This is a genomic window from Streptomyces platensis (genome assembly GCF_008704855.1).
Classification (GTDB): Bacteria; Actinomycetota; Actinomycetes; order Streptomycetales; family Streptomycetaceae; genus Streptomyces; species Streptomyces platensis.
This window is the reverse complement of the sequence record NZ_CP023691.1, coordinates 3,440,567-3,454,063: the sequence shown is the minus strand read 5'-3', so window position 1 is coordinate 3,454,063 and position 13,497 is coordinate 3,440,567. Positions and strand designations below refer to the sequence as shown.

Genomic DNA, 13,497 nt, shown 5'->3' with positions numbered 1-13,497 from the left:
CCGTGCCCGGCCGGATTTCGACCGCCGTGGTCAGCTCGGAAGGTCTCCGGCCGGACCGCGCGCGGGCACCGTCCGCACCGTCCGGGGCGGCGGACGGCCCTCCCGGGGGCAGCAGGCAACCATCCGTCCCGAACCCGCGTCTTTCCCACAAGCCCAGCCTGGGCCGCCGGACCGAAAAGATTGTGCGACGGCACTACAGTGGGTCGGACGGGCCGCGCGGAGATGATCAGCTGACACAGCGGGCCGGGCAAGGGATTCACCACGACCAGGGAGCGCATGACGTGCGGCCGGTAGGCAGCAAGTACCTGCTCGAGGAGCCGCTGGGACGCGGCGCCACGGGCACCGTCTGGCGTGCCCGCCAGCGGGAGACGGCGGGCGCCGAGGCCGCCGTGGCAGGAGAGCCCGGTGAGACGGTCGCGATCAAGGTCCTCAAGGAGGAGCTGGCGCACGACGCGGACGTGGTGATGCGCTTCCTGCGGGAGCGCTCCGTCCTGCTGCGCCTGACCCACCCCAACATCGTCCGCACCCGCGACCTCGTCGTCGAGGGCGATCTGCTCGCCCTGGTCATGGACCTGGTCGACGGCCCCGACCTGCACCGTTATCTGCGCGAGAACGGCGCCCTCAGCCCGGTGGCCGCCGCGCTGCTCACCGCCCAGATCGCCGACGCGCTGGCCGCCAGCCATGCCGACGGTGTGGTGCACCGCGACCTCAAGCCCGCCAACGTCCTGCTCGCCGGGTCGGACGGCAGCGGCGAGATGCACCCGATGCTGACCGACTTCGGCATCGCCCGCCTCGCCGACTCCCCGGGCCTGACCCGCACCCACGAATTCGTCGGCACCCCCGCCTATGTGGCGCCGGAGTCCGCCGAGGGCCGCCCGCAGACCTCCGCCGTGGACATCTACGGCGCCGGCATCCTGCTGTACGAGCTGGTCACCGGCCGTCCGCCGTTCGCCGGGTCGACCGCGCTGGAGGTGCTGCACCGCCACCTCAGCGAGGAGCCGCAGCGCCCCGGCTCGCTCCCCGAGCCGTTGTGGACGGTGATCGAGCGCTGTCTGCGCAAGCGGCCCGAGGAGCGGCCCAGTGCCGAGAACCTCGCCCGGGCGCTGCGCACCGTCGCGGCCGGTATCGGAGTGCACGCCCGGCCCGCCGAGGCCGAGGCGGCGCTCGGTGTGGCCGCGCTGCTCGCCCCCGACCCCGCGCCCGCCACGGTCCCCGGGACGGGCGCCGACGGCCAGGCCGGCGGCGGCGACGCCGACCCCACCCAGGTGCTCCCGTCGGGCGCCGGTTCGTACGACCCGGCCGCGGCGACCAGCGTGCTGCCCTCAACTGGCGGCCCGGGCGGACCGGGCGGCTCCGGTGCGCAGGGCGATCCGACGCGGGCGATGCCGCCGATGCCCATGGGCGCTCCGGCCGGCGGACCGCAGGAGCCCGAGGGGCCCCACCCGTGGGAGTCCCAGCTGCGCGCCGCCCGTGACCGCAACGACCAGACCCAGGTGCAGTACCTGGACCCCAGCGAGGACCCGCTGCGCCGCCGTCCGCAGCGGCAGGCCGCCCCGCAGCAGCCGCCGCAGCGCCCGCAGCAGCCCCAGTACCGGCAGCAGCCCGCTCCGGTGCCGTACGCCCAGCAGGCACCTCAGCAGCAGCCGCCGGCCCCGCAGCGGCGCCGGGAGCCGCCGCCGCAGCGCTACGAGCCGCAGCGGCCGCCCGCGCCGGAGCCGAGGCCCCGGCGCGAGCCCCGTCAGCGCAGCGCCAACCCGATGAAGATCCCGGGCCTGGGCTGTCTCAAGGGCTGTCTGTTCACGCTGATACTCCTGTTCGTGGCGGCCTGGCTCATCTGGGAGCTGACCCCGCTCCAGGAGTGGATCGGCACGACCCGGGGTTTCTTCTCGCAGGTCGGGCACGTCTTCAACGAAGTGCAGCGGTTCGTCGAGAAAATCGGCCGCTGACCGTTCGCCGCCCGCGCGCTCCTTGGAGCCCGCGGGCGGCGCGCTGTTGTGGACGGTGCGGGTCCGCGGACGCGCCGTAAGACCCACTCAGTGGATTTGTCGACTTCCGGCGGAGAATTTCGCTCACAGAAGTGAAGGTTGCCACCGTCCGGGGCATTGAACCCCCTGGCACCCGCGTAGCTTTGACGCCAACCTCAGCCCCCGCAGGACGCTCGGGGGCCCGACACGTCGGAGCAGTCTTGGCACGGAAGATCGGCAGCCGGTACACCGCCCACCAGATCCTGGGGCGCGGCAGTGCCGGCACGGTATGGCTGGGCGAGGGTCCCGAAGGGGCCGTGGCCATCAAGCTGTTGCGTGAGGAGCTCGCGTCCGACCAGGAGCTCGTCGGCCGCTTCGTACAGGAGCGGGCGGCCCTGCTGGGTCTGGACCATCCCCATGTCGTCGGTGTCCGCGATCTCGTCGTCGACGGCAATGACCTGGCGCTGGTCATGGAGCTCGTACGGGGCACCGATCTGCGGACCCGTCTGGAGCGCGAACGCCGGCTGGCCCCGGAGGCCGCCGTCGCGATCGCCGCCGATGTGGCCGACGGGCTGGCCGCCGCGCACGCCGCCCGGATCGTGCACCGCGACGTCAAGCCCGAGAACGTCCTGCTGAACATGCAGGGCCCGCTCGGCCCCGGTGGCGCGCACCCCGCGCTGCTCACCGACTTCGGTATCGCCCGGCTCGTCGACTCCCCGCGCCGGACCAAGGCGACCAAGGTCATCGGCACCCCCGACTACCTCGCCCCGGAGATCATCGAGGGCCTGCCGCCGCGGGCCTCCGTGGACGTCTACGCGCTGGCGACCGTCCTGTACGAGCTGCTTGCCGGATTCACGCCCTTCGGGGGTGGCCACCCCGGCGCGGTGCTGCGCCGCCATGTGACCGAGAGCGTGGCGCCGCTGCCCGGTATCCCCGACGAGCTGTGGCAGCTGCTGCTCCAGTGCCTGGCCAAGGCGCCGGCGTCCCGGCTGCGCGCCCCGGAGCTGGCCGCCCGGCTGCGTGAGCTGCTGCCCGGTCTGGCGGGCATGCCGCCGCTGGACATCGACGAGCCGGACGACGAGGAGCCGGAGGGCGAGCAGGAGGGCCCCGGCTCCCGCGAGGAGGCGTACTACCCGTCGGCGGCACCGGCCGAGGCCACCCCGCCGCGCGGCGCGGTCCCGTTGGTCCAGGGCGCGGTCCCCGACTCCAACCGGGACACGCACACCAGCATGCGGGTCCCCGGCCCGGACGAGCTGGCGGGCGGGGCGCACGGCACCGCCCGGGCCCCGCGCGCCGCCGGTGAGCGCCGGGCGGGCTCGGCCCGGCACCGTGCGGCGCCGGAGGCGGTGCGCCGCCGCCGGATCAGGCTGGGCGCGGCGGCCGCCGCGGCGCTGGTGGCGGCCGGTCTGGGCGGCTGGCTGGCCTCGGGTGACGACGAGCCGGACGGCGCCACACCGGGCGTCCACCAGTCGGAACCCGACACTCCGTAACACTCCCCGGGCCCGCGGCGGCCGTGCCGGGCCCCGGCGGTGACCGGCGCGGCGACCGGCATCCGGGCCGCCGTGGGCCCGGATGGGTGGGCTCCGGGCGGATCCGGCCTGCCGGGGCCGGGTCACGCTGACGGTGGCAGCCGTTAGGCTGGGTGCGTGGCAGTCGTCGATGTATCCGAAGAGCTGAAGTCCCTCTCCTCGACCATGGGGTCGATCGAGGCCGTCCTGGACCTCGACAAGATGAGGGCCGATGTCGCCGTGCTCGAGGAGCAGGCCGCGGCGCCGTCCCTGTGGGACGACCCGGAGAACGCACAGAAGATCACCAGCCGGCTGTCCTACCTCCAGGGCCAGCTGCGCAAGGCCGAGGACCTGCGCGGCCGGGTCGACGACCTCGAGGTGCTCTTCGAGCTCGCCGAGGCCGAGGGCGACGAGGATGCCCGGGCCGAGGCCGAGGACGAGCTGACCGCCGTCCGCAAGGCGGTCGACGAGCTGGAGGTCCGCACCCTCCTGTCCGGCGAGTACGACTCCCGTGAGGCGGTCGTCAACATCCGCGCCGAGGCCGGTGGCGTCGACGCCGCCGACTTCGCCGAGAAGCTCCAGCGGATGTATCTGCGCTGGGCCGAGCGGCACGGCTACAAGACCGAGCTCTACGAGACCTCGTACGCGGAAGAGGCCGGCATCAAGTCGACCACCTTCGCCATCAAGGTCCCGTACGCCTACGGCACGCTCTCCGTCGAGCAGGGCACGCACCGCCTGGTGCGCATCTCGCCGTTCGACAACCAGGGCCGCCGCCAGACGTCGTTCGCCGGTGTCGAGGTGCTGCCCGTGGTCGAGCAGACCGACCACATCGAGATCGACGAGTCCGAGCTGCGGGTGGACGTCTACCGTTCGTCCGGCCCCGGCGGCCAGGGCGTCAACACCACCGACTCCGCGGTCCGGCTGACGCACATCCCCACCGGCATCGTCGTCTCCTGTCAGAACGAGCGCTCGCAGATCCAGAACAAGGCGACCGCGATGAACGTCCTCCAGGCCAAGCTCCTTGAGCGCCGCCGCCAGGAGGAGCAGGCCAAGATGGACGCGCTCAAGGGCGACGGCGGCAATTCCTGGGGCAACCAGATGCGTTCGTACGTCCTGCACCCGTACCAGATGGTCAAGGACCTGCGGACCGAGTTCGAGGTCGGCAACCCCACCGGTGTGCTGGACGGCGACATCGACGGCTTCCTGGAGGCCGGAATCCGCTGGCGCAAGCAGCAGGAGAAGTAACGGGGCACCCCGTCTGAAGGCGAAACAACTACCTCCCCCGGGGAGGTAGTTGTTTTTGCTGTGGGGGTTTGGTCACAGTCGTATGTCCATGTACCGCCCAACACTTGGTAATTCGGGCATCCGGCCTTTAATCGACCTTGACGATAGTCACGGAACTGGGAAGGCTGAGCGCGGCATGCGTATGTCTGGGGCGCGTGCAGTAACGGGGATGGGGGCGGATCGCCCCACGGCGCGGAGCTGACACTCGCGTACCCCGGGCATCGGCTCGTCGCCCCGTACAGCGGTGCTCCAATGACGAGTTCAGCTACTGGGGGTAGCAGTACATGACGAAGAAGACGCGGCTGCGCGTAGCGCGCATTGCGGCCGGTGCGGTGATTGCGGCCGGTGCGTCGCTCACCGCCGCCGGCGCTGCTTCCGCGGCCAGCCCGGGTGAGACCCCGGGCCAGGACGGCGGGATCATCGGCGGCATTATCGGCGGGATCATCGGCGGCGGCGACTCCGGTGGCACCGGCGGTGACGAGACCACCGGTGGCACCGACGGTGGCGAGACCGCCGGTCAGGTCGGCGGCGACGACAGCTCCGGCGGCGAGATCGGCGAGCAGGACTCCGGTGGCATCGGCGGTGAGGACAGCTCCGGTGGCACCACTGACGGTGGTACGACCGACGGCGGCACCACTGACGGTGGCACCACCGATGGCGGCACCACTGACGGTGGCACCACCGACGGCGGCTCGACGGACGGCAGCACCGGCACCACCGGTGACCAGAACTCCGGCGGCACCGGTAACTCCGGCGGCAACGGCACCAGCGGCACCACCGGTGACCAGAACTCCGGCGGCACCGGCAACTCCGGCAGCACCGGTAACTCCGGCGGCACCGGCGACGGCAGCTCCATCGGTGACACCGACGGCACCGGCCCGGACAACGAGGGTTCCAAGCCGATCGAGCAGCCCGGCCAGGGCAAGGAGCAGATCGCTGACACCCCCGGCCAGGCCAAGCAGCAGGCCAAGGGCGGCGAGCTGGCGGAGACCGGTTCCTCCGGCACCACCGTCCTGCTCATCGGTGCGGCCACGATGATCGCGGGTGGTGTGGGCTTCCGTATGCTGCCCCGCCTGATCAACAAGAACGGCGGCGGCGCCGCGGCGGCCTGATCGCCCGCACGTCACAGCTGGAGGGGCCCGGGACGCGCTCGCGTCCCGGGCCCCTCGGCGTCCGCGCTCCCGCGTCCGCCGAGGAAGTTGCTGTCGGCCTCAGACGGCCTGGTGGAGCAGTAGGCCCACGGCGATCAGCAGGATCATCAGCGCCACCAGCATCGCGGGGCTGAGCTGGGCGAACAGTCCACCCGCTTGCTGCTGGAGCCGTTCCCTGCTGGCCCGGCACACGGGGCAGCGGCCCTCGCTCACAGGGGCCGCGCAATTGGCGCACACCAGTCGGTCGTACGTCATGCGACCTCCTTCTCCACTGCACCAACGCGCCGGAAGGCGCATTGGTTCCCCCCTCCACTGTGCCAGCTCGTCGCCGGAACGGCGCGTCCCGCGGGATTGTGCGCCTTTTGTCCCGTAGGTGCCGTGAATAAACGCACCAACCGCCTACGGCGACTGCGCCGTCCAGCGAGGTTCGCGTATGGTCACGCACACCGACGGGAGCCGCAACTCGGCAACCCGTGCCCCTATCCAGGTCGACCGTGGTGCATCAGTGATCCGATTCGACAACGTCTCCAAGACCTACCCGAAGCAGAACCGCCCTGCACTCAGGGACGTCTCGCTCGAGATCGAGCGCGGCGAGTTCGTCTTCCTGGTGGGCTCCTCGGGCTCCGGCAAGTCCACCTTCCTGCGGCTGCTGCTGCGGGAGGAGCGGGCCAGCCATGGCCACGTGCACGTTCTGGGCAAGGACCTCGGCAAGCTCTCCAACTGGAAGGTTCCGCAGATGCGGCGCCAGGTGGGGACGGTCTTCCAGGACTTCCGGCTGCTCCCCAACAAGACCGTGGGGGAGAACGTCGCCTTCGCCCTGGAGGTCATCGGCAAGCCGCGCGGCCAGATCCGCAAGACGGTTCCCGAGGTCCTCGAACTCGTCGGCCTCGGCGGCAAAGAGGACCGTATGCCGGGCGAGCTCTCCGGTGGTGAGCAGCAGCGCGTCGCCATCGCGCGGGCGTTCGTCAACCGCCCGATGCTGCTCATCGCGGACGAGCCCACCGGCAACCTCGACCCGCAGACCTCGGTCGGCATCATGAAGCTGCTGGACCGGATCAACCGGACCGGTACGACGGTGGTCATGGCCACCCACGACCAGCAGATCGTCGACCAGATGCGCAAGCGGGTCATGGAACTCGAAAAGGGCCGGCTCGTACGCGACCAGTCGCGCGGCGTGTACGGCTACCAGCACTAAGCGTGTACGGCCCCCAGTACTGAAAGGACGCCATGCGCGCCCAGTTCGTCCTGTCGGAGATCGGCGTCGGTCTCCGCCGAAACCTCACGATGACGTTCGCCGTCATCGTCTCCGTAGCCCTCTCGCTCGGTCTGTTCGGCGCCTCGCTGCTGATGCGCGACCAGGTCAGCACCATGAAGGGCTACTGGTACGACAAGGTCAACGTCTCCATCTTCTTCTGCAACAAGAACGACGCCGACAGCGGTGCCAACTGCGCCAAGGGTGCGGCCACCCAGCAGCAGAAGGACGACATCAAGGCCGAGCTCGGCCGGCTGCCGATCGTGCAGAAGGTGACGTACGAGTCGAGCGACCAGGCCTACAAGCACTACAAGGAGCAGTTCGGGGACACCCCCGTCGCCGGGCTGGTGACGCCCGACCAGCTTCCGGAGTCCTACCGCGTCAAGCTCAAGGACCCCACCAAGTTCACGGTCATCAAGTCGGCGTTCTCCGAGCGGCCCGGCGTCATGGAGGTGCAGGACCAACGGGACACCGTTGAGCCGCTGTTCAACCTCCTGAACGGTATGAATATCGCGGCGCTGGTCGTGATGGGGCTGATGCTGGTCGTTGCGCTGATGCTGATCGTCAACACCGTGCGGGTGTCGGCGTTCAGCAGGCGGCGGGAGACCGGGATCATGCGGCTGGTGGGAGCGTCCAGCTTCTATATCCAGATGCCGTTCATCCTGGAGGCGGCCATCGCGGGCCTGCTCGGCGCCGCCTTCGCCTGCGTGTTGATCGTCGGCGGCAAGTACGTCCTCGTCAACAACTGGCTGGCGAAGAAGATCCAGGTGATCAACTTCATCGGCTGGGACTCGGTGGTGACGGTCCTCCCGCTGGTCCTTCTGATCGGGCTGCTGATGCCTGCGCTCGCCGCGTTCTTCGCGTTGCGCAAGTACCTCAAGGTGTGAGCTTTGCCAAGGGGCGCCGTACGGCAACTTGCCGTACGGCGCCCTTTTGTCCCCTAGACTCACCGGCATGTCGGGCCCGTGTTCGTACGACCGGCCCCGCCGCATTCGCCGCGGGGCGGCCCTGACGTTGTTCCTCGCGAGCGTGCTCGCCACCGGTGTGGTGACGGGGACCTGGAGCGATGCGGCGGAGGGCGGCGCCGGGCGCACCGACCCGGACCGGATGTCCTCCGGAGCGCACACCCGCGAGTCCGCCCTCGCGGACCGCGCCGCCGTCGAGCGGGCCGCCTCCGACGCCGTCGAGGACGGCAAGTCCGGTGCACAGGCCGCCGCCGAGGTCGTCAGCCGCAGTGGCGACCGCTGGTCGACGATCTATACCCCGGGCGAGTACGAGGATTTCCAGGAGCAGTTGGGCGGCGGCTATGTCGGCGTCGGGCTCTGGGTGCGGCCGGCGGACGGCGGCCGGATCGCGGTGTCCCGGGTCCAGCCCGGCAGTCCCGCCGCACGGGCCGGTATCGCGGTGGGCGACCGGCTGCGCGCCGTCGACGGCCGCAGCACCCGGCACGCCCCGGTCACCGAGGTCGTCGCCCGGCTGCGCGGTGCCGCCTCCGGTGGCGCCCATGGTTCCGCCGTGGCCGGCAGCCCGGTGACCCTGGACCTCCAGCGCGGCGACCGCCGCTGGACCGAGACCCTGCACCGCACCCGGCTCAGAACCCGCAATGTCGTCGTCGACCGGCCCGCCGGCGGCCACGGTCCGGCCCGCGTCAAGGTCGCCGCGTTCACCAAGGGCACCGGCGCCGCGGTCCGCCGTGCGGTGCGCGAGGCCTCGACGGACGACGGTCTGCTGCTCGACCTGCGGGGCAACACCGGCGGCCTGGTCACCGAGGCCGTCGCCACCGCCTCCGCCTTCCTGGACGGCGGCCTGGTCGCGACCTACGACGTCCGCGGCGAGCAGCGCGCCCTGTATGCGAAGCGCGGCGGGAATACGGACCTTCCACTGGTCGTCCTCGTCGACGGGGGCACGATGAGCGCCGCCGAGATGCTGGCCGGCGCCCTCCAGGACCGTGGCCGGGCGGTGCTGGTCGGCTCCCCGACCTTCGGCAAGGGCGCGGTGCAGATGCCCAGCGAGCTCCCGGACGGCTCGGTCGCCGAGCTGACCGTCGGCCACTACCGCACCCCGTCGGGCCGGACCGTCGACGAGTCCGGCCTTACGCCCGACCTGGTCGTGGGGGGCGGGGCCGAGAAACGGGCCCGCACGGTATTGAGTGGCCTCGGGGGCGGGTCTTAGTGCGAAAATGGCCGCACTATGGCTAAGGACAAGGGCAAGGACAAGGATCCCGGGCGCAAGCTCGTGGCGCAGCACAAGAAGGCGCGGCACGACTACCACATTCTGGACACCTACGAGTGTGGTCTGGTGCTGTCCGGCACCGAGGTGAAGTCGCTGCGGCAGGGCCGGGCGTCGCTGGTGGACGGTTTCGTCCAGATCGACAACAACGAGGCCTGGCTGCACAACGTACATATTCCGGAATACGCCCAGGGGACCTGGACGAACCACAGCGCGCGGCGCAAGCGGAAGCTGCTGATGCACCGCGTCGAGATCGACAAGCTGGAGTCCAAGAGCCAGGAGTCGGGCCACACGATCGTGCCGCTCGCCCTCTATTTCAAGGACGGCCGGGCCAAGGTCGAGATCGCGCTGGCCAAGGGCAAGAAGGAGTACGACAAGCGGCAGACGCTCCGCGAGCAGCAGGACCGCCGTGAGACCGACCGGGCGATCTCGGCGGCCCGGCGGCGGCAGCGGGCCTGATCTGCCCTGATGGGCCGGTCCCGGTGGGCCTGCCGGGGAATACGCTGGCACCCGCGGGCGTTGTTCCCGTACGATGGCTGCACACCCCACGAGGGGTGTGGGTACCACCTTGATAAATCAACATGGGGATGATCGGTTTCGACAGCGGATGTCGAAGCAGGGGAAGCGAGTCGAGGAAGCGGCAATGATCTCGTTAACCATATGTCGCAACCAATAATCGCCGATACCAAGCGCGATTCCTTCGCCCTCGTTGCCTAAGTAACGACTTGCGAAGTGTCAGCCCGGGGGTGTTCCCGACCCGGATCCTGGCATCAGCTAGGGAACTAAACTTCTGGACCCGGTCACGGGGTGCAGAAGGAAATTAAACAGTGACTGGGCCCGTCGGAGACTTGTTCGCGTGATCTCCGGGGCCGAGAAAATCGTAGCGAACTGCACTCGGAGAAGCCCTGATTCCGCACCGTTGGACGCGGGTTCGATTCCCGCCATCTCCACCATACGGAGAGCCGGGGGGCATGCCCCCCGGACCCCGTCATCCCATGTAGGCCCAGGCCCCGTCTGTCCGTGAGGACAGCGGGGCCTGAGTCGTTTCACGGGCGGTGCGGGCGGCGGCGGCCCGTGAGCAGGGTGATCGTCAGGGCGAGGGCGGCCGCCGCCGCGGGTACGCCGTAGGCCGCGCCCGGACCGGGCAGGTGGTCGACGGCCCAGCCACCGGACGCCGAGCCGGCCGCGATACCGGCGAGCAGGGCGGTCACGGCGAGGGTCATGCCCTCGTTCAGCTGACCCGGCGGCGTCCGCGACTGGACGAGACCCATGCCGGTGACCATGGTCGGCGCGGTCGCCATACCGGCCAGGAGGAGCGCGGCGGCCAGTGCCGCCGGGCTTCCGGTCGAGGCGGCGACGAGCGGGAGCAGCATCAGGGACGCCATGGCGGCGAGGCAGCGGACGAAGCGGCGGCCGGGGCGGGCCGTCGGCCGCAGCAGCCCGTAGAGCAGTCCGGCCGCGCCGGACCCGGCCGCCTGGAGGGCCAGCAGGGCGCCTCCGGCGGAGCGGATGCCGTGGGCGTCGGCGTAGGCGAGGGTGACCACCTCCAGGGAGCCGAAGATCGCGCCGGTGCAGAGGAAGGTGAGGAGGAGGGGCGGGAGGCCGGGGAGGCGGAGGGGAGAGCGGGTGGGGGTGTGGCCTCCGGTGCGGGCGGCGGCCGGGGGTTCGGTGCGGCGCTGGGCCGCGAAGAGCAGCACTCCGGTGAGCAGTAGTGCCGCGGCCACCGCCGTGCCCGCCTCCGGGAAGAGGGTGGTGCACAGCAGGGTGGCGAGCAGCGGTCCGAGCAGGAAACACAGCTCGTCCGCGGCCTGTTCGAAGGAGTTGGCGGTGTGCCGGGCGGCCGGGTCGTCGCGGAAGAGGTGTGCCCAGCGGGCGCGGGACATGCCGCCGGTGTTGGGGGTGGTCGCGGTGGCGGCGTACGAGGCGAAGAGGGTCCAGTCGGGTGCGCCGTAGTGGACGCAGAGGAGGAGGGAGAGGGAGCCGAGGGTGGCGAGGGCGGTGGCCGGGACCGCGATGCGGGACTGGCCGTAGCGGTCGATCAGCCGGGCGGTCCAGGGGCCGGCGAGCGCCGTCGCCGCCAGTCCGGTCGCGGTGACCGCCCCGGCGAGCGCGTAGGAGCCGCGCGAGCCGGCGATCATCAGGACCGCGCTGATGCTGAGCATCCCCATGGGCAGCCGGGCCAGCAGGTTGGCGGCCGTGAAGGCGCGGGTGCCGGGGACGGCGAAGATCCGCCGGTAGGGCGCGAGCGGGCGGAGGCGTGCGGGCGGACGGAAGCGAGCGCGGCGGCGGCGCGGGATCGGGCGTACGGGCGGGGCAGTGACCGGGCGGGCGGCGAGGAAGAGGATCATGTTCTCTACGGTCGCCGCCACGGTCCCCGTCCGTCCAACACCTGGTCAGCGCCCATTTACGCGGCTGGGTTGTGAATGGGGTGGAGGGGGTCGGCGCCGCTGATCCTGCCAGGATGGACCGATGCCGTACGACATCGATCCGCGACTGCTGCGCGCGTTCACCGCCGTCGCCGAGGAGCTGCACTTCACCCGGGCCGCCGCCCGTCTGTACGTTGCCCAGCAGGCGCTGAGCCGCGATATCCGGCGGCTGGAGCGGGAGTTGGGCGCCACGCTGTTCGTACGGAGCACCCGCCGGGTCGCGCTGACGGCGGACGGGGAGCGGCTGCTGCCGTACGCGCGGCGGGTGTTGACCGCGCAGGACGAGCTGGCCGCGGCCTTCCGCTCCGTGCCCGAGCGGCCGCTGCTGGTCGATGTGAGTGTGCCGATCGGTACCGCCCACGGGGTGCTGGAGGCGGCCAGGGGCCGGGTGCCGGACGACTGTGAGCTGGTGGCCCGTTTCCACAGTGGGCTGACGGGGGCGGCGGCCGAGATGGCGGCCGGGCGGCTCGATGTCTCCTTCGGCCGGTACGCGGCGCTGCCCGCCGACGTACGCGCCGGACTCGACCAGCAGCCGGTCCGGCTGGAGCCGATGGCGGTCCTGCTGCGCGATGACCATCCGCTGGCCGCCCGGCCCGCCGTCCCGCTCGCGGAGCTGGCCGGCGAGACGCTCTACGCGGCCGCCGGGAATCCGCAGACCGTGGAGTGGACGGACCTGGCCGAGCGGCTGTTCGCGGGGCGCCAGATCGCGACGGCCGCGCCGTTCCCGGAGATCGAGGGCTCGCAGGAGTTCGTCCGGGTGGTGCGCAAGCGGGGGGGGGTCGGTGCTGGCGAGTGTGGAGTTCATGGACGTGCCGGGGATGGTGCTGCGGCCGCTCGTCGAGCCCGTACCGCTCTCGCCGGTGTCCATGGTGTGGCGGCGCGGGCTGCGGCATCCGGGGCTGGACGCGTTGCGCGCTGCCGCACGGGACTTGGGGCAGCGGCACGCCTGGCTGGCGCCGCCCGGGGCCGCATGGTGGCTCCCGGAGGCGGACGCGCGGGCGATGGGCGTGGACGGGTGACGGACCGGCGCTGTGCCGCGTACGCAGAAAGTAGCCATGCACAGGCAACCGCGGGAGCGGGAAAACCTTTCCTTAACGGCAGGAAATCGTCCGTGGAACGAACAGGAGGAGCGGCCGTGCGACGGCGTTCACTTCTCGGGGCGGCCGCGGCCGCGCTGACCTTAACCGTCACGGCGGGCCTGGCCCTGACCGGCTGTGGCTCCCCGCGGATGGCGGCACTGCACGCCAACTGCACCACCAAGGGCCTCGGCTGGAAGGTCACTGTCCTCAAGAAGAAGCCGCACGCCGCGCAGCGCCAGGCCCGGCTGTCCGTCGTCAACAAGGGCACGGACCCGTGTGTGTTCAGCGGCTTCCCGGCCTTCGCGGTCCATCTCGGCAAGGGGCCGCAGTCCGACGCCCGGGGGCACGGCCGGGCCCTGCCGATAGACCTGCGGCGCGGCGGCAAGGTCACGGCCGGTCTGCGCTACCGGGACTGCCCCAAGGGCTCGCTGCTGAACGAACCCGTGGCCGTCACCAATGACACCGCCGTGGTGTCCGCGCCGCACGACAAGGCCGGGGGCCGGGCGGTCGTGGCCCGGGACGAGAAGGGCAAGCGCCTGCGGATGAACATCTGCGCCGACACGATCTGGATGGACCCGCCGCGCGAAGCGGCCGAATAGCCCTG

General features: G+C 71.4%; 11 protein-coding genes, 1 other RNA gene and 1 pseudogene. 11 read left to right on the top strand and 2 right to left on the bottom strand.

Annotated elements, in window-relative coordinates:
- Positions 1 to 281: 281 nt before the first annotated feature.
- The 4 genes from CP981_RS15125 (at position 282) to CP981_RS15110 (ending at position 5,868) form a co-directional block, all read left to right on the top strand.
- Entirely contained in the window at positions 282 to 1,946 is a 1,665-nt protein-coding gene (locus tag CP981_RS15125; protein ID WP_085926706.1) for a serine/threonine-protein kinase, read from the top strand.
- A 239-nt stretch (positions 1,947 to 2,185) separates the two neighbouring features.
- Entirely contained in the window at positions 2,186 to 3,454 is a 1,269-nt protein-coding gene (locus CP981_RS15120) for a serine/threonine-protein kinase (protein ID WP_085926707.1), read from the top strand.
- A gap of 156 nt (positions 3,455 to 3,610) precedes the next feature.
- A complete protein-coding gene (gene prfB / locus CP981_RS15115) occupies positions 3,611 to 4,717 on the top strand; it encodes a peptide chain release factor 2 (protein ID WP_085926708.1) in 1,107 nt (368 codons plus the stop codon).
- A gap of 323 nt (positions 4,718 to 5,040) precedes the next feature.
- Complete coding sequence (locus CP981_RS15110; RefSeq protein WP_085926709.1) at positions 5,041 to 5,868, top strand: hypothetical protein; 828 nt, start codon at positions 5,041 to 5,043, stop codon at positions 5,866 to 5,868.
- 99 nt (positions 5,869 to 5,967) lie between these two features.
- On the opposite strand, the gene CP981_RS15105 is transcribed toward CP981_RS15110, so the two are convergent.
- Positions 5,968 to 6,162, bottom strand: a complete 195-nt coding sequence (locus CP981_RS15105) for a hypothetical protein (RefSeq protein WP_042155281.1) — start codon at positions 6,160 to 6,162, stop codon at positions 5,968 to 5,970.
- A 250-nt stretch (positions 6,163 to 6,412) separates the two neighbouring features.
- Here CP981_RS15105 and ftsE point away from each other — a divergent pair, with 250 nt between their 5' ends.
- From ftsE to ssrA, 5 genes are all read left to right on the top strand, one after another.
- A complete protein-coding gene (gene ftsE / locus CP981_RS15100; RefSeq protein WP_018091242.1) occupies positions 6,413 to 7,102 on the top strand; it encodes a cell division ATP-binding protein FtsE in 690 nt (229 codons plus the stop codon).
- A gap of 32 nt (positions 7,103 to 7,134) precedes the next feature.
- Positions 7,135 to 8,046, top strand: a complete 912-nt coding sequence (gene ftsX, locus CP981_RS15095; protein WP_085926710.1) for a permease-like cell division protein FtsX — start codon at positions 7,135 to 7,137, stop codon at positions 8,044 to 8,046.
- Between the two features lie 67 nt (positions 8,047 to 8,113).
- Positions 8,114 to 9,331 carry a S41 family peptidase gene (locus tag CP981_RS15090; protein ID WP_085926711.1) on the top strand — a complete coding sequence of 406 codons (1,218 nt, stop codon included), beginning with the start codon at positions 8,114 to 8,116 and terminating at the stop codon, positions 9,329 to 9,331.
- Between the two features lie 18 nt (positions 9,332 to 9,349).
- Complete coding sequence (gene smpB, locus CP981_RS15085; RefSeq protein WP_085926712.1) at positions 9,350 to 9,847, top strand: SsrA-binding protein SmpB; 498 nt, start codon at positions 9,350 to 9,352, stop codon at positions 9,845 to 9,847.
- 124 nt (positions 9,848 to 9,971) lie between these two features.
- Positions 9,972 to 10,341: a transfer-messenger RNA gene (gene ssrA / locus CP981_RS15080) on the top strand.
- Positions 10,342 to 10,434: 93 nt separating this feature from the next.
- On the opposite strand, the gene CP981_RS15075 is transcribed toward ssrA, so the two are convergent.
- Positions 10,435 to 11,736, bottom strand: a complete 1,302-nt coding sequence (locus tag CP981_RS15075) for an MFS transporter (RefSeq protein WP_085926721.1) — start codon at positions 11,734 to 11,736, stop codon at positions 10,435 to 10,437.
- A 121-nt stretch (positions 11,737 to 11,857) separates the two neighbouring features.
- Between CP981_RS15075 and CP981_RS15070 the strand changes: the two are divergent.
- Together CP981_RS15070 and CP981_RS39375 are read left to right on the top strand one after the other, a co-directional pair.
- A pseudogene (locus CP981_RS15070) lies at positions 11,858 to 12,833 on the top strand (LysR family transcriptional regulator).
- The gene (locus tag CP981_RS39375; RefSeq protein WP_341873677.1) at positions 12,785 to 13,492 is read left to right on the top strand and encodes a DUF4232 domain-containing protein; all 708 of its coding nucleotides are present in this window, start codon (positions 12,785 to 12,787) and stop codon (positions 13,490 to 13,492) included. Before CP981_RS15070 ends, CP981_RS39375 begins: the two are co-directional and overlap by 49 nt.
- Positions 13,493 to 13,497: the final 5 nt, after the last annotated feature.